The 15,551-nt window shown below is 65.5% G+C and carries 18 protein-coding genes; 16 read left to right on the top strand and 2 right to left on the bottom strand.

Going from position 1 to position 15,551, the window contains the following annotated elements; genetic code table 11:
- Positions 1 to 181 precede the first annotated feature (181 nt).
- From gnd to ACTWPB_RS28395, 4 genes are all read left to right on the top strand, one after another.
- Positions 182 to 1,213 (top strand): phosphogluconate dehydrogenase (NAD(+)-dependent, decarboxylating), encoded by a 1,032-nt coding sequence (gnd, locus tag ACTWPB_RS28410; protein WP_446223528.1) that lies wholly within the window; start codon positions 182 to 184, stop codon positions 1,211 to 1,213.
- A gap of 374 nt (positions 1,214 to 1,587) precedes the next feature.
- Positions 1,588 to 2,289, top strand: coding sequence for a hypothetical protein (locus ACTWPB_RS28405; protein WP_446223527.1), 702 nt, complete (start codon positions 1,588 to 1,590; stop codon positions 2,287 to 2,289).
- Between the two features lie 120 nt (positions 2,290 to 2,409).
- Complete coding sequence (locus tag ACTWPB_RS28400; protein WP_446226517.1) at positions 2,410 to 3,378, top strand: alpha/beta hydrolase; 969 nt, start codon at positions 2,410 to 2,412, stop codon at positions 3,376 to 3,378.
- A gap of 138 nt (positions 3,379 to 3,516) precedes the next feature.
- Positions 3,517 to 3,732 carry a hypothetical protein gene (locus ACTWPB_RS28395; RefSeq protein WP_446223526.1) on the top strand — a complete coding sequence of 72 codons (216 nt, stop codon included), beginning with the start codon at positions 3,517 to 3,519 and terminating at the stop codon, positions 3,730 to 3,732.
- A 71-nt stretch (positions 3,733 to 3,803) separates the two neighbouring features.
- Here ACTWPB_RS28395 and ACTWPB_RS28390 read toward each other — a convergent pair whose 3' ends face one another.
- Positions 3,804 to 5,141: an acetyl-CoA C-acetyltransferase gene (locus ACTWPB_RS28390; RefSeq protein ID WP_446223525.1), complete on the bottom strand. Its 1,338-nt coding sequence runs from the start codon at positions 5,139 to 5,141 to the stop codon at positions 3,804 to 3,806.
- Between the two features lie 206 nt (positions 5,142 to 5,347).
- On the opposite strand from ACTWPB_RS28390, the gene ACTWPB_RS28385 reads away from it, so the two are divergent.
- The 5 genes from ACTWPB_RS28385 to ACTWPB_RS28365 all read left to right on the top strand — a co-directional run bounded on the left by ACTWPB_RS28385 (position 5,348) and on the right by ACTWPB_RS28365 (position 9,464).
- Positions 5,348 to 6,703, top strand: a complete 1,356-nt coding sequence (locus tag ACTWPB_RS28385) for a 3-oxoacyl-ACP reductase (RefSeq protein WP_446223524.1) — start codon at positions 5,348 to 5,350, stop codon at positions 6,701 to 6,703.
- The gene (locus tag ACTWPB_RS28380; protein WP_446223523.1) at positions 6,703 to 7,572 is read left to right on the top strand and encodes a MaoC family dehydratase; all 870 of its coding nucleotides are present in this window, start codon (positions 6,703 to 6,705) and stop codon (positions 7,570 to 7,572) included. Before ACTWPB_RS28385 ends, ACTWPB_RS28380 begins: the two co-directional genes overlap by 1 nt.
- A 123-nt stretch (positions 7,573 to 7,695) precedes the next feature.
- Positions 7,696 to 7,914 carry a hypothetical protein gene (locus ACTWPB_RS28375; RefSeq protein WP_446223522.1) on the top strand — a complete coding sequence of 73 codons (219 nt, stop codon included), beginning with the start codon at positions 7,696 to 7,698 and terminating at the stop codon, positions 7,912 to 7,914.
- The gene (locus ACTWPB_RS28370) at positions 7,911 to 8,282 is read left to right on the top strand and encodes a type II toxin-antitoxin system HicB family antitoxin (RefSeq protein ID WP_446223521.1); all 372 of its coding nucleotides are present in this window, start codon (positions 7,911 to 7,913) and stop codon (positions 8,280 to 8,282) included. The genes ACTWPB_RS28375 and ACTWPB_RS28370 overlap by 4 nt, the downstream gene beginning before the upstream one ends.
- A 768-nt stretch (positions 8,283 to 9,050) precedes the next feature.
- Positions 9,051 to 9,464, top strand: a complete 414-nt coding sequence (locus ACTWPB_RS28365) for a hypothetical protein (protein WP_446223520.1) — start codon at positions 9,051 to 9,053, stop codon at positions 9,462 to 9,464.
- Between the two features lie 54 nt (positions 9,465 to 9,518).
- Here ACTWPB_RS28365 and ACTWPB_RS28360 read toward each other — a convergent pair whose 3' ends face one another.
- Positions 9,519 to 9,908, bottom strand: a complete 390-nt coding sequence (locus ACTWPB_RS28360; protein WP_446223519.1) for a hypothetical protein — start codon at positions 9,906 to 9,908, stop codon at positions 9,519 to 9,521.
- A gap of 380 nt (positions 9,909 to 10,288) precedes the next feature.
- Here ACTWPB_RS28360 and ACTWPB_RS28355 point away from each other — a divergent pair, with 380 nt between their 5' ends.
- The 7 genes from ACTWPB_RS28355 (at position 10,289) to ACTWPB_RS28325 (ending at position 15,549) form a co-directional block, all read left to right on the top strand.
- Positions 10,289 to 10,981 carry a hypothetical protein gene (locus tag ACTWPB_RS28355; protein ID WP_446223518.1) on the top strand — a complete coding sequence of 231 codons (693 nt, stop codon included), beginning with the start codon at positions 10,289 to 10,291 and terminating at the stop codon, positions 10,979 to 10,981.
- Positions 10,982 to 11,727: 746 nt separating this feature from the next.
- On the top strand, positions 11,728 to 12,297 hold the full coding sequence (locus ACTWPB_RS28350; protein ID WP_446223517.1) for an ImmA/IrrE family metallo-endopeptidase: 570 nt from the start codon (positions 11,728 to 11,730) through the stop codon (positions 12,295 to 12,297).
- Between the two features lie 275 nt (positions 12,298 to 12,572).
- The gene (locus ACTWPB_RS28345) at positions 12,573 to 13,340 is read left to right on the top strand and encodes an alpha/beta fold hydrolase (protein WP_446223516.1); all 768 of its coding nucleotides are present in this window, start codon (positions 12,573 to 12,575) and stop codon (positions 13,338 to 13,340) included.
- Positions 13,341 to 13,372: 32 nt separating this feature from the next.
- The gene (locus ACTWPB_RS28340; protein ID WP_446223515.1) at positions 13,373 to 13,603 is read left to right on the top strand and encodes a hypothetical protein; all 231 of its coding nucleotides are present in this window, start codon (positions 13,373 to 13,375) and stop codon (positions 13,601 to 13,603) included.
- Positions 13,581 to 13,877, top strand: coding sequence for a hypothetical protein (locus ACTWPB_RS28335; RefSeq protein WP_378920377.1), 297 nt, complete (start codon positions 13,581 to 13,583; stop codon positions 13,875 to 13,877). The genes ACTWPB_RS28340 and ACTWPB_RS28335 overlap by 23 nt, the downstream gene beginning before the upstream one ends.
- Before the next feature lie 228 nt (positions 13,878 to 14,105).
- The gene (locus tag ACTWPB_RS28330) at positions 14,106 to 14,873 is read left to right on the top strand and encodes a peptidoglycan recognition protein family protein (protein WP_446223514.1); all 768 of its coding nucleotides are present in this window, start codon (positions 14,106 to 14,108) and stop codon (positions 14,871 to 14,873) included.
- A 10-nt stretch (positions 14,874 to 14,883) separates the two neighbouring features.
- On the top strand, positions 14,884 to 15,549 hold the full coding sequence (locus ACTWPB_RS28325; protein ID WP_446223513.1) for a hypothetical protein: 666 nt from the start codon (positions 14,884 to 14,886) through the stop codon (positions 15,547 to 15,549).
- Positions 15,550 to 15,551: the final 2 nt, after the last annotated feature.

The raw sequence follows: 15,551 nt of genomic DNA, 5'->3' as shown, positions 1-15,551 counted from the left end.
CGGGTCGGGGGTCTGGCAACTACACGGAGCCGATCTGTTTATCGTGGCCCAGAGCGGGGCGTTACAACCCATCCGGAAGAATTTCGGCGGGTGGGCCGACGCCGCCCTCCGGCACGACGCGACCGCGCGAGACAATCGACGTGAGAATCGACACCACGGGGCCGGACAACGAGGAGAACTGATGCAGCTGGGAATGATCGGCCTCGGCCGGATGGGCGCCAATATCGTGCGCCGTATCGTGCGCGACGGGCACACCGCCGTCGGCTACGAGCGCCACCAAGGGCCCATTCCCGAGCTGGAAGCCGAGCTCGGCGGCAAGTTCAGCGGCACGACCGACCTGGCCGAGTTCATCGGCAGGCTCGAAGTGCCCCGCGTGGTGTGGGTGATGATCCCCGCCGGTGCCACCGGTGCGGTGATCGAGAAGGTCGCCGAGCTGCTCGAGCCGGGCGACATCATCATCGACGGTGGCAACAGTCGCTACCACGAGGACATCAAGCGCGCGAAGGCATTGGAGCCCAAGGGCATTCACTACCTCGATATCGGTACCTCGGGTGGCGTGTTCGGCCTACAGCGCGGCTACTGCCTGATGATCGGCGGGAACAAGGCCCAGGTCGACTACCTCGAGCCGCTGCTGGAGACCATCGCCCCCGGCTACGAGTCGGCCCCGCGCACCCCTGGTCGTACCGGTGAGCCGTCGCAGGCGGAGAAGGGGTACCTGCTGTGCGGTCCGCACGGTGCGGGCCACTTCGTGAAGATGGTGCACAACGGCATCGAATACGGTGCGATGGGCGCCTACGCCGAGGGTCTCAACATCCTGCAGCACGCCAACGCGGGCTCGGAGTATCTGCACGGTGAGCACTCCGCCGAGGAGACGCCGATGGAGCACCCCGAGTACTACATGTACGACCTGGACATCCCGGCCATCACCGAGGTGTGGCGTCGCGGTTCGGTCGTCGCCTCCTGGCTCCTCGATCTCACCGCATCGGCGCTGGTCGCCGACCCCGACCTGGACTCCTACGGTGGCCGCGTCTCCGACTCCGGCGAAGGCCGCTGGACCGTCGACGCCGCCATCGACACCGCGGTCCCCGTCCCGATCCTCTCCGCGGCCCTCTACCAGCGCTTCTCCTCCCGTGGCCAGGCCCTGTACGCCGACAAGATGCTCTCGGCGATGCGAAAGGCGTTCGGCGGCCACAACGAGCTGCCACAGAAGTAGCCAGACGCGCATATTCCGAAAGGCGTTCGGCGGCCACAACGAGCTGCCACAGAAGTAGCCAGACGCGCATATTCCGAAAGGCGTTCGGCGGCCACAACGATCTCCCACAGAAGTAGCCCCTTATACGCCCGCAACCGGCTTTCGTCGCCAGACGGAGGCCGGTTGTCGCGTTTTCGGGTCGATCCGGGTGGATCGAAATCCTCGGATGTTACCCGCACCGGAGAGTAAAACGATGATGTTCCACAAAATGAGAACACGTTCCTATTTTTCAGGACAAGCGTCCAGTCTGACCTATACCTTGTGGTCAGAAGGGGGAAGCCCACCTGATGAGGAATTAGCTCCGGCCGTCTCGGCTGGGGCTTTGGAGGAAAAACATGTTCCGGACTTCGCGTATCGCCGCGGGCGTCGCCACCACCGCTCTGGTCGTCGCCGGTGTCGGTGTCGGCCTTGGATCCGGCGTTGCCGCCGCCGACGCTGACTGCGCGGTGAGCAGTCACGCGCAGAAGAGAGACGCGAGCACCGTCGGCGTCACCCACGTCTACGACAAGGTCGCCAGCGCCGAGCAGATCGGTGTCGGCACCTCGGTCACCTACAAGGTGATCGTCGGGACCACCGGGATCGGCAACCCGTATGTCAACACCATCACCGACTTCCCGCCGGTCGGCTTCGGGGCGCCGACCAAGACCACCATCACCGCCTATCACGCGGTCGGCGGCCAGGTCACCGAGGACGTCACCGCCACGCCCAACGCGGGCGGCTGGAAGGTCACGAGCACCGGCTGGTTCGTCAACTCCGGCAACCCGGTCACCATGACCATCACCTACCCGGTGCCGAGCGGCATCACGGCGGGCCAGATGGTCACCAGTGGTGGCGTCGGGGTGGCGGGCACCGTGGGTGTCAGCAATGAAATGCCCGGCCTCACTGCCTGTTTCACCGCGCGCGGCGCCAACGCGGGCGAGACCGTGATCGGCAGCCTCGGTGACAACGGGCTTGGTTCCGATGATGGCCAGCTGAGCTCCACCGGCTCGCTGAGCGACATCATCTCCGACGTGCTGCGCAATCTGATCGGTAGCTGATCGCGTAGCGCGTGGTGCGCCGGGACGTCTCTCGCGCTGCCGTCCCGGCGCACCATTCTCCTTCTGTGTCGCAAGCTGTTTCGAACTCTGTGAGGACTCGTGTTCACCTGTAAGCGGACGGTGCTCACCGCGCTCGCTGTCATCGCGCTGTCGGTCGCTTCGATCGGGACCGCCGGTGCCGACGGATCGAAACTGGACCGGATCGAGCGGCCCGGTCAGCGGCAACAGACGCTGCACGTGTACTCCGCGTCGATGGACCGGGTGATTCCGCTGCAGGTCATCACGCCGCACGACACCAGCGCGCCACGGCCGACCCTGTATCTGCTCAACGGCGCGGGCGGCGGCGAGGACATCGCGAACTGGTACAACCAGACCGACATCGTGCAGTTCTTCGGCGACAAGAACGTCAACGTCGTCACGCCCGCGGCGGGCGCCTTCTCGTATTACACCGACTGGCAGCGCGACGATCCGAAGCTCGGCCGCAACAAGTGGCAGACCTTCCTCACCGAGGAACTCCCGCCGATCATCGACGCCACTCTGAACACCACCGGCGTGAATGCCATCGCGGGCCTGTCGATGTCGGCTACGGCGGTGCTCAACCTGGCTATCGCCGCCCCGGATCGCTACCGCGCCGTCGGTGCCTACAGTGGCTGCGCCTCGGTCGATGACCCGATGGGCCGCGCCTACATCGACCTCGTTCTCGCCCGTGGCGGAGCCGACCCGGCCAACATGTGGGGTCCACCCGGCGACCCGGCCTGGCGTGCGAACGACGCCTATCTCAACGCGGAACGGTTGCGCGGCAAGGCAATCTACCTATCCAGCGCGAACGGCCTGCCCGGACCCGCAGAAACTCTCCCGCCCGGTGCGACGCCAGGAAAGGTCATCGGCATGACCGACCAGATCCTCCTCGGCGGCGCCATCGAGGCGGCCGCCAACTTGTGCACCCAGCGCCTAGCCGCTCGCCTCGCGGAATTGAACATTCCCGTCCACACCGAATTTCGCTCGGCGGGCACCCATACCTGGCGGTACTGGGAGCAGGATCTACACAAATCCTGGCCACTTCTCGCCGCGGCTATCGGTGCGAACTGACATTCGAATTGCTTCTAGCACTGGGTAATTCAAGTGGTCAAGCCCCCGGAAGCTATGGCTAACGCTCGGATCGAGGCACCCGATGTGGCTATTAGCTTTGCTCAGATTTCCCCCGAAAGGCTTGCTATGCATCGTCGAATGATCCGAGTCCTCGTCGCGACCGCGGCTGTCGCCGGTATCGCGGCAGGCGCGTCCCCCGCGCTGGCCGCCCCCGCCCAACCGGCCGTTATCGCCGAATCGGGTTCCGCCGGAACCGGTTCCGCGCTGGTGGACATTCCGCTCGGGTTCCTCGAGCTCATCATCTGTGGACCGTGGGCGTCCGCCGAGCCGCATCCGAATCCGATGTGCCGCTGAGGTCTGACAACGAACGGCGGGTGGTCTCCGGATAACCGGAAACCACCCGCCGTCGCTGTGATCAGTGCGGACTAGCGCTCGATGATCGCCACCACACCCTGGCCGCCCGCGGCGCAGACGGAAACCAGCGCGCGGCCGGATCCCTTCTCCGCCAGCATCTTCGCGGTCGAGGCGACGATGCGGCCGCCGGTCGCGGCGAACGGGTGGCCCGCGGCGAGCGAGGAGCCGTTGACATTGAGCTTGCTGCGGTCGATGGAGCCGAGCGCGGCGTCGAGGCCGAGGCGCTCCTTGCAGTAGGCGTCGGACTCCCACGCGGCCAGGGTGGCCAGCACCACGGAGGCGAAGGCCTCGTGGATCTCGTAGTAGTCGAAGTCCTGCAGGGTCAGGCCGTTGCGGGCAAGCAGGCGCGCGACCGCGTAGGTGGGCGCCATCAGCAGGCCGTCGGGACCGTGGATGTAATCCACCGCGGCGACCTCGGAGTCGACCAGGTGCGCGAGCACCGGCAGTTTGTGCTCGGCGGCCCACTCGTCGGTGGACAGCAGCACCGCCGACGCGCCATCGGTGAGCGGGGTCGAGTTGCCCGCGGTCATGGTGGCCTCGCCCGCCTTCACGCCGAACACCGGCTTCAGGGTCGAGAGCTTCTCCACGGTCGAGCCGGGACGCAGGTTGTCGTCGCGGGTCAGGCCGAGGAACGGGGTGATCAGGTCGTCGAAGAAGCCACGGTCGTAGGCGGCCGCCATGTTCTTGTGCGAGAGGTAGGCCAGCTCGTCCTGCGCCTCGCGGGCGACACCGAATTCCTTGGCGGTGATGGCAGCGTGCTCACCCATCGACAGCCCGGTGCGCGGCTCGGCGTTGCGCGGGATCTCGATGCCCAGCATCGAGGGACGCAGCTGGCCGACCAGCTTGAGCTTGTCCTTGGTGGTCCTGGCGCGGTTGGCGGTGAGCATCCACTCGCGCATGTCCTCGCTCACACCGATCGGCGCGTCGGAGGTGGTGTCGGAGCCGCCGCCGATACCGGACTCGATGCGGCCGAGGGCGATCGCGTCACCGACGGTGACGATCGACTGCAGGCCGGTGCCGCAGGCGAGCTGCAGGTCGTGGGCCGGGGTGTAGGGCGAGAGCTTCGAGCCGAGCACGCTCTCGCGGACCAGGCTGTGCTCGCCGACGCGCTTGAGTACCGCGCCGCCGACAACCATGCCGAGCCGTTCGCCCTGCAGCCCGAACCGGCTGACCAGCCCGTCGATGGCGGCGGTGAACATATCCTGGTTGGACGCCTTCGCGTACGCCTTGTCGGAGCGCGCGAACGGGATGCGGTTGCCGCCAACGATGGCAACCGGGCGCTGGGTCTTGGCGGCCTTGGCAGTGTTAGCTGCAGCCTTGGCCGTCGCCGAGCGGGCTTTGCTTGTCACTCGAGTTCTCCATGGTCTCGTCGGTTCCGGGTAACGCCGGCCGGTGGAACAGGCCCCCGTGCGGGTACAGCGTCGTATCGGTTTACATTAAACTTACTCCGGAGTAAGTTCGTTGTCGACACCGTACCCGCAAGTGTGCGCTCATACGGGGGACACTGGGCGGAGCACGATCACACAACTCGTCGACCACAGAGAAGGTAGGAACAGTGGCAGCCAAGAGCAAGGGTGCACCGAACCTCTACGGATCTTTCATCCACTCCGCCCCCGGCGCGTTCCTCGCGAGCAAGCTGGGCCTCCCGCAGCCTGCCGAGCTGCGCCGCTACCAGGCCGGCGAGCCCGCTCTGCCGGGCCCGGTCCTGCTCGGTGGCAAGGGCCGCCTGGCCGAACCGGTCCGCGTGCTGCTGTCGGATTACACCGTCGCGGACTCGCTCGACTCGGGCACCAAGTACGGCGCGCTGGTCTTCGACGCCACCGGCATCGACTCGATCGACAAGCTCGCGCAGCTGTTCGAGTTCTTCCAGCCCGCGATGCGCAACCTCGCCCCTTCGGGCCGTGTCGTGGTTCTCGGCACCACCCCCGAACTGGTCGGCTCGGTCGACGAGCAGATCGCCCAGCGCGCGCTCGAGGGCTTCACCCGTTCGGTCGCCAAGGAGCTGCTGCGCGGCGCCACCGGCCAGCTCGTCTACGTGCACCCCGAAGCGGGCGCCGCCGCGACCGGCCTCGAGTCGACCCTGCGCTTCCTGCTCTCGGGCAAGTCGGCCTTCGTCGACGGCCAGGTCATCCGGGTCGGTTCCGCCGATTCGGTCGCCCCGGCTTCTTGGGACAAGCCGCTCGCGGGCAAGGTCGCTGTCGTGACCGGTGCCGCGCGCGGGATCGGCGCCACCATCGCCGAGGTGTTCGCCCGTGACGGCGCCACCGTGATCGTCGCCGACATCCCCGCCGCGGGCGAGGCGCTGTCCGACACCGCGAACAAGGTCGGCGCCACCGCGCTGGCCCTGGACGTCACCGCCCCCGACGCCGCCGAGCGCCTGGCCGACTTCGCCACCGAGCGTTTCGGCGGCATCGACATCGTCGTCCACAATGCCGGCATCACCCGCGACAAGCTGCTCGCCAACATGGACGAGGGCCGCTGGAACTCGGTCATCAACGTCAATCTCGCTGCCCCGCACCGCATCACCTCCGGGCTCGTCGCCAAGGGTGTGCTCAAGGAAGGCGGCCGCGTGATCGACGTGTCCTCCATCGCGGGCGTCGCGGGCAACCGTGGCCAGACCAACTACGGCGCGTCCAAGGCGGGCGTCATCGGCATGGTCGACGCCGAGTCCCCGCTGCTGGCCGCGAAGGGCATCACCATCAACGCGGTGGCGCCGGGCTTCATCGAGACCGCGATGACCGCCGCGATCCCGGTCGGCACCCGTGAGGCGGGCCGCCTGATGAGCTCGCTGCTGCAGGGTGGCCAGACGATCGACGTCGCCGAGACCATCGCCTACTTCGCGAGCCCCGCGTCGAACGCGGTGAGCGGCAACGTGGTTCGCGTCTGCGGTCAGAGCCTGATCGGCGCCTGATGACCCAGACCATCACCCTCACCGAGGTTCCCAAGAACGGCGGCCTGTACGCCAAGGCGGCGCTGGGCGCCATCCCGCTGCCCGCCGCGCTGTCGGCTCGCAAGCCGACCCTGCCCGACCGTCGCGTCGTCGTTGACGGTGTGCGGGTCGACCCCGACCACTTGGCCGCCTACTGCCATGCCACCGGCCTGCGTTTCAGCGACACCCTGCCGCTGACGTACCCCTTCATCCTCGCGTTCCCGCTGATGATGGAACTGCTTGTGGCGCGGGACTTCCCGTTCACAGCGGTCGGTGCGCTGCACTTCCAGAACGTCATCGAGCGCACCCGGGAGATCTCGGCCGCCGAGCCCCTCGACTTCTCCGCACACGTCGAGAACCTTCGCGAACACCCGAAAGGTCTTCTGGTAGACGCGATCACGGAGATCCGGGTGGGCCGCGAACTTGTCTGGCGTCAGGTATCCACCCTCCTGCACCAGCAGCGCACCTCCCTCTCCGGCGGTCCGAAGCCGGCGCCTCCCGCCGACGAGGTCCCGCCGCCCCCGCTGCGCGTGCAGCGCGTCGATCAGAAAATGGTCAACCGCTACGCCGCGGCCTCGGGCGACCGCAACCCGATCCACGTCTCCGGAATCGGCGCCAAGGCAATGGGTTTCCCGCAAACCATCGCCCACGGCATGTGGTCCGCCGCCGCGATCCTCAGCGCCATCGAGGGCCGCGTCCCCGAAAAGGCCACCTACGCGGTCAAATTCGGCAAGCCGATTTTCGTCCCGTCCCCGGTGAACATCTACGCCGACCAGGTCGGATCCGGCTGGGACCTCTCCATCCTGCACCCCAAAAAGGGCTACCCCCACCTCACCGCCACCTTGCGCTGAGGTCTCCACCGACAAGGCCCGCACACTCCAGGGGGGTGTGCGGGCCTTGTTGTACTGTGAAGCGCAAAGGTGTGTCTAGTGTACAATTGACTTGATTGTCAATGGCAGACTAGACTATAATTTATGACGAAGCGGAACGACCTACTGAGGAAGATCGGCGATGCGGCGAAGTCTGCACGGCTGACCTGGGAGGTCGAGCGGGAGGGCGGTAACCACACCATCTACAACTTGGGAGGCAAGAAGATCCCGATCGGTCGGCATGCTGAACTCGGCAATCGCTACGCTGAGATGGTCTACAAACAGTGCGAGGAAGTACTCGGAGAAGGATGGTGGCGGAAATGAAATACACCGCCCATGCGGAGCGTGATGGACGCTTCTGGCTGATCCATGTGCCCGAGATCGACCAGTGGACTCAGGCGCGAAACCTGCGGGAGGTCGAGTCGATGGCTCGTGACCTGGTTGCCACGATGCTGGAGGCGAATCCGAATTCGTTCGAAGTCGAAGTCGAAGTCGAGTTGCCTGAAGCGGTTCGAGCGGAGTGGGAAGAGTCGAAGCGGCTGCTGACCAAGGTCGATGAAATCAAGGCCTCCGCGGCTGCTGCTGCCCAGCGGGCCGCCCGCAGGCTAGCTGACGAGGGCTTGACGCTGCGGGAAATCGGACAGGTCCTCGGCGTCTCCTTCCAGCGTGCGGGCCAACTCTTGAATCGTTAGGGCGCGGGCGGAGCTCCTTCGTCCTCACCTACGAAACCCTCAACATTCCCGACCGTATTCAGGTCTTCTACGAAGGCGGGCAGGTGCTCGACACCGGCTATGTCGGCGACAACGCCAACCAGGGCACCGGATCTCGGGTCGTTTCGTTGCCCGCGGGGTCGTCCTCGACAGTGAGCGTTCGGGTCACGGGACCGAATGACACCCAATGGGAGTACACGGTCAACTGCCCGTCGTAGCGACCGTCCATCCGGACCGAGATCGCAGACGCGGAGGGGCCGCATACCTGAAAAGGTATGCGGCCCTGAGTAAACAGCTATCCGGCAGACAATCAGCAGCACATTTTCCGGTACGTGCTGCGCGCGGCGGGAGAACTATGAATCTGGCTGCGCCTCAATCGTTTACGCGTCTGAACCTGTTACAGGTTTTCACGGTGATATCAATCATGGACTAAGCCGAGCGGTAACTGGGTACACAGCAAGGTTCGGCACAGGCGCGGTGATCTGCCTCGTCCTTTCGCCGCGGGGGCCAAGCCACGGTTCGTGCGATTGATCGATTGTCCAGCGGCAATGATCTTGTTCGAGTTCCTGCTCGCGGTGCTGAACGGCGGTCTTCGAGCAATCGATATGAGATCCCCGAAACGAGTCCTGTCGCCATGCGCGCGACGGGCAACCGCGCAGCAATGGTTCCGCGAATGCCCCGAATGTCGCGGGCTATGGAGGCGTCGCCGACCGTGTTAGAAATTTTCAGTCGGCAATAAAGTCGGCAATCATGGTTAACACCAAGGGGTTTCACTTCATGAAGAAGATTCGCACGCTCAGCTTCGGCATCGTCATCGCCGCCGGGATGGCCATGTTCGGCACGGGCATCGCCACCGCGGACGAGGTCCCGCCTGCTGCCACCGACCCCGCCACCGGCGGCACGGGTGAAGAGGCCGCAACCGGTTCGGCCGACAGCCTGGCTGCGATCCTGAAGGCGCTCACCAGCGGCTCGGCAGCGGCCGAGGACCCGGCAGGCACCGACACCGGCACCGATGTCGCCGACGAGACCGAAACCGGCACCAGCGGCACGGGTGATGAGGCCTCGACCGGTTCGGCCGACAGCCTGGCCACGATCCTGAAGGCGCTGACCAGCGGTTCGGCAGCGGCGGAGGAGGAGGCGGTGGAAACCCCTCCGGCTGCCTGACGTAGTACGCAATCGACGAATGCCCCGCGATGAGCGGGGCATTCGTCGTTGAGCTCAGCTGTGCCTGGCTGCCCGAAGTCCGTTGACGTAAGCGGCGACAATCCGCAGATCACCTTCGGACAACCCGGAGAGATCGACGATTCCCTCGGTGGATTGCGGTCGAACTTGCTCCGTCTCGATCGGGTCCAGCCCTGCCTGCGTCAGCAGCGGTTCGGCATAGAGGCCGACCGCCGCCGCCATGGCCTGCAAGGTCTCGGCCGTGGTGCTGGCGGGGACCTTCTGGCCGCGCTTGTATTGGGTCCCGTTCTCGACCTGCGTCCACAGGCTCGTACTGATCCGTGCTGCTTTCGCGGCGCGGTCCATCGACATCTCGCGCTCCTTGCGAGCAAGTCGCAGGGTGGCGCTGACCTCGGCGGGGACCACCGCGCTCCGTTGTCTCACCATGCATCGAGGGTAGCAGATTGTTTGCACTTATGCATGAAGTGCATGTAGTCACCAGCTGCGAACTTGCGAATCCAACGTCGCCGCGGCTGGTAAATCGTAACAGGGAAAAGGTGAGTTTGTTTGTGGGGACTGGTGACTGGGTACGGCGGCTTGCCGACTCGGCTTGACAGGCTGGTTGCAACAACGTTGCATACAACGTGTGTCCGATTGTGGGTCCCAGTAGGAGCCACTACTCGACACCGCCCCGGGCGCGCCACCCATTTCGGCCGCGTAGCAGGGTACGACCGGGGCTCCGGCCCGCTATCGACCGAAGGAGCAAGTACATGGGCCCATACGATGCCGTGACGGCGTCGAACCGCATGCGTGAGGATTCATGCGGCGTGACCCCCTTGGACAGGTGGCTCGACGACACCCACCTGTACCTGGATCGAGATGCCGCGCGGGACCTGGCCCGAATGCTCGGCGACATCCCGGAGCTGGCCGAGGACTTGTCGGACGCGCGCACGCGCCAGACTCGATTCGGCGCGGTGGACTACCGCACGCGCAATGGCGCACGGGAACAACGTCTTCCGTTCAATCCGGCCGCCGCTCGCGCGGCCGACCATCTCCAGTCGGTTGTGGTGGCTTGGGTTCGCTTGGTCTGCGAGCAGCGCGCCATCGACTACACCGGGGTCGCGAGCATCGGTGGCATGGCGGAGTGGTTGCAGCGCAACATCATCGCGCTGGCGATGACGGAAGGTGTGGAAGCCGCGCCTGCTGAGATCGCCGCGGCGATCGAGGCCGCGGAAGCGGTGGTGTGTCCGCCGGTCGATCTCGCTCCCGCCGACGCGGCTCTGGTCTTGCGCGCCAGGGCTGTTCGCCTCCATGCGGCCGCGATCGGCAAGCTCGCCGAGGAACTGGGTGACGGTTTCCGGAGCCTCACGGCTCGGCGTGTGCGCACACTCCGCAAGGCCGGCCTGATCAGCCCGGTCCCGGGACCCTGGTCGCCGGACTGGCCGGAGCTCTTCATCGTGGGTGAGGTTCTGGATGCGCACCGTGCCCTTCCGTCGCGGCAACGGGCGAAAGATGCATAGCGAACAGAGTGACCCAGCGGGGCGTCGGCAGATTGTTGCCGGCGCCCCGCTGGCGTTGCAGGCACCCGAACCGGCTCGATCCAGGAGCCCAAAGGGCTTAGGCCGCACGATATTCGGGACGGCATGGCTGCCGTCCGGTTTCGGAATACCCATCCCTACCTGGGATTCAGCGCCGTCTGAAAGTGAGTGTTGACAAGTTGTGGCCGATGACGCAAACTAGTGCCAGCGGGATTCGTCGTGTCCAAAAGTAGTTAGGCACACCGCGATTCGATGCCAGCGAGCGCTGACCCCGCGGATCCTGACCGGGATCTGGGTTCACGTCAACGCTAGAATGGACGCGTGCTCTCGACCGAGAGTCTCGACATTTCGGCTGCTGGGTGAGGTTCTCCTTGTGTCAGATGCATTCGATGCATTTACTCCCGACGATGCAGGTAAGCCCATCGGGGAGAGGTCTACTCGTGAAGGCGGGCGGCCCCGAGTAGACGACTCGATACCAGGTAGAAGGAACCGCGTCGGCCATGTCGACCTCTCCGACATCTGTGTAGAAGACCTCCAGGTCGTCGCTGGTGCGGTGGATCGTTGGCGTTCGCTCCGGCCGCCGACCCTTGTGACGCGTCCCACCTCTCGGTGACCTGACACGGCATCTGACACCGTCTCCGGTGGTGATGATGCGACGGGTCGTGGTCAGTTCCGAGTTGTGAGAGTTGTGTATTGCCATGGGTGATGAAGGTGAGTCGGATGCTTCGATGCCTGGCCGACAAGATATCGCGGTGCAGCGCAACGGGTTCAATGCCCAAGAATCTGCATTCAATCAAGGAATCCGGGTCGATTCGGCCGTGGTCTTCGACTTCGTGTCGTATTGGTCGGTAGCCGACCGTGCGGTCCTTATCCAAGCTGACCTCTCCGGTCATGTTCGAAACGAAGTCATCGCACACGCCGTCGCCCACATCGAGATGGCCGAATCACGCGAACTGGCAGCAGCACTCGACGGCCAGCGATGGCGCGGCCGGATCGAGATGCAGGTCCACGATGTTGTCGCACACCGTCTCATCCCTGTCGCCGACCTGCGTGACGCGATGGAGGTCGGCGACAACCTCACCGATGTCGCGGCGCTCCTCGGTGTCACCGAGTTCCTGCTCGGTTGGCGACTACAGCACCTGGCGAACGAGGAATTCGCGGTGATACCGGTGCACCTGCTGAACCGCCTTGGTTGGTTGCCCGGGATGCCGTCGGAATACCCCTACCGGTGCTTGCGGCCGACATCCAGCTCAGGCGAGATGCTGCGCCAGCTGGCGCCCGGCCGTCACCACCGGTAATCAAGTCCCACTGAGCCCTCGTTCCGTGAAAACGGCACGGGGGCTTTGTCGTTGGCGCTAACAGCCGACTTCGAACTCATGCGGCAGGCCCCCGGACGCGAACACTTTCCTCCAGCGGGTTCAGAGCCGGCCGCATGCCCGCCCCTGACGCGCCCGTCTCCCGCAGCTCGCTGTGGTCGAAAGGCGTTGTCGCAGCGCAGGGGCGCAACGGTCCCGTCCCGGCGGAGCACTCCGCCGGAACGGGACCTCCACTCACGACCCAGAGAGGTACGAACATGTCATTGTGGTCTCCGAAAGGATCGCCCCGCACGATCGATGTACTCGTGGTCGGCGGAACCTGGAATCCTGGCGGCGACGGTGTCACCGGTGCCTTCACCGACGCGCTGAACGAGGCGATGTTCACCCCTCGGATGGTCCCTTATCCCGCCGACTACGGGTCCCATGTGAGCTACGCCGAGAGTGTCGCCGAAGGTAAGCGTGCGCTCCTGGCCGCTATCGACCGATCGCCGAACCCTGTTGTGCTGGCGGGATATTCGCAGGGTGCGGCGGTTGCCGGCGACCTCGCGGCGGAGATCGGCCGCGGTGAACATCCGGGTCGTGAGGTGATCGCCTGCGCGCTGATCGCCGATCCGCGTAGACCGGCGGGCAAGTACCTCGGCGACACCGATCCCGGCGGCTACGGCGTGGTCGGCGAGCGACCGATCGACGGCATCCCCGCCTATTGGGCCGCGGCACCCGGTGACCCCATTACCGCACTGCCCGCGGGCAATCCCTTGCGGACTATCGCGGATCTGAGCGCCTTCTTCAGCTTCGCCAGCGCGAACTCGGCGGCCCGCTGGGCGCAGCGAATGCTCGACACCGCCACCCGAAAACAATTGCAGCGCTGGTGGTCACCGTCGAACTGGAGCCACTGGACCGGCGCTATCGCCTACGCCCGCGGCTACCTGTTCGACGGACGGCACACCAGTGACTACGTCCGCTACGGCCACGCCCGCGCACTAGCCCAGGCGCTGAACCGCGATATCGCCGAAGGGCGCATCTGAGACCCGCGAAAACCTGTGGGAAGGAACACATCATGAGAATCAGCAGCACCCCAGAGCCAGCGCTGGTCCGGTCGGTACTCGTCGCGGTCACCGGTGTCCTCGCCTATCTTCTCGGTCGCGAGATCGACGCAGCGTGGATCGAAACACTGCTAACCCTTTACGGATTGGCGACGCCGGTGATCGCGGGCGCACTCATCAGGCCCGCTGTAACCCCGGTGACCGGATCGGCGGGTGAACCCGATGGCATCGTGGTTAAGCCCTGAATTCGTGCAGGCGACCGGCATGGCACTGGCCACCGTCATCGGCGCGGTGACCGCGTGGCAGGCCCGCGAAGTCGCCAAGTTGCGCGAGCGGGTGGTCGCGCTCGAAGAGCAGGCCGCCGACGATCACCTCCGTTTCCGTGACGCGATCCGGCTGATCCGCGCACTTCAACGCCACATCGACGAACTGCTCGGCTTCCTGCGCCTGCACGTCCCAGGCATGGAGCCCCCGGTAGCGGATTACAAGATCCCCGCCACCCTCCAAGAAGAAATCTGACGGCGACCCCGCCGTTCCCGAACTGCATGCGGTCGGCCCCCGGAGAACACTCGACACGGTGCGGGATTCGAGCCCGCCGCATGCCGCGCTCCTGACGCGCCCGTCTCCCGCAGGTGGTCTGCGGTCGTAGACGTCGCCGCTGCGTCAGGAGTGAAGGTCCCGCCCTCGGCGCTTCCCCTCGTCCACGAGGGCGGGACCCCAAACCTTCACTCACACAAGGAGATACCCATGGCCTGGACAGGCGACCCGGTATGGCTGGCCGATGTGCTGCGCGATGCCGGGCTGGATGTCATCGAACACGAAGGCTGGCGCGAGCGAGGCCACGGCGACTTCCGTGACCTGCGCGGCGTGCTCTGCCACCACACCGCGGGCGGCGGCAAGAACGACTGGCGCATCGTCCAGGACGGCCGCGCCGACCTCCCCGGCCCCCTCGCCCAGCTCGTCCTCGAACGCGACGGCACCTTCCGCGTGATCGCGGCAGGTGTCTGCTGGCACGCGGGCCGCGGCTCCTGGCCCGGCTGGCCCACCGACAACGCCAACTACCACGTGATCGGCATCGAAGCCGTCTCCCGCGGCGACGGAACCGACTGGACCCCAGCACAACTCGACGCCTACAAACGCGGCTGCGCGGCCATCCTTGCCCGCATCGGCCGCGACGCCGAGGACTGCGTGGCCCACCGCGAGTACTCCCACGAAGGAAAAATCGACCCCGCCGGTATCGACATGGACGAGTTCCGTTGCGAGGTAAAGGCATTCATCGACGGAGAGGACGCTCCGATGAGCGCATCCGAAGTAACCCAGATCCAGGATTTCATCACCGCGTTCTGCGGCCCGATCGGCACCGACGTCAAGGACATCCGCGAGCAGCTGTGCGGTAGCCAGCAGCGCGACGCGGGCATGTTCGCCGGCTGGGAACAGCTCGACGGCATGACCGTAGTCGACGCCCTGGCCGACATCCTGGACCGCCTGAAGGCCCTCGAATCCCCACTCGAATGAACGGTCGACAATGTCTTTCGAAGATGTACGAGATGATGCGCAATTCGTGCGCTTCGCCGACGGAGAACTGGAAGGTCGGCAACCCAGCTATGACGACGGCGCGCTGTCGGTTTCACGTCCCGGCCGCCTAGCCCCGGTCCTTCAATGGTCGACGATGGCCAGCGGCGCTGGGCAAGCGCTGGGTAAGGCGATGTTCAAGACGAAGGCTTACGCAGGGGGCGGCGAGGTCGAAGAAGAGCATGGACCGACCGATGCCGGAGGCTTCCTCTCGACAGCTCCGGTCGGCTCACTATTTCCATTCCTGCAATGGAACAACTGGTACAACATTTACAAAGGTACGCGCAACGAAATCGAGGCAGCCGGTGGTGAAGCTGCGATCTCGGAGCTGGCAGGAGCCGTAACCGGACCCGTGAGCGCCGCTGTCACCGGTGCTGCCACCGCGTTGAACAGCACAGTAACCACAGTCGTGCAGACCCTGTCGTCGGCATCGAACGACCTGCGGCAGACCGCTCCGAGGGCCGTTCAGCCTCAGATACGTTCTCTCGAACAGCGTGTGGGCCCGGACATCGACCGGAGCACGACCATCAATGTGATCAATCCCCAATTTTCCGCGCCGAAGCTCACCAATGACCCACTGCGCGACCGACTTTCCACCTATCTCAGCCACGTGCGCTGACA

The sequence above is a fragment of the Nocardia sp. IBHARD005 genome (assembly GCF_052814245.1).
This window is presented reverse-complemented; position numbering and strand designations above follow the sequence as displayed.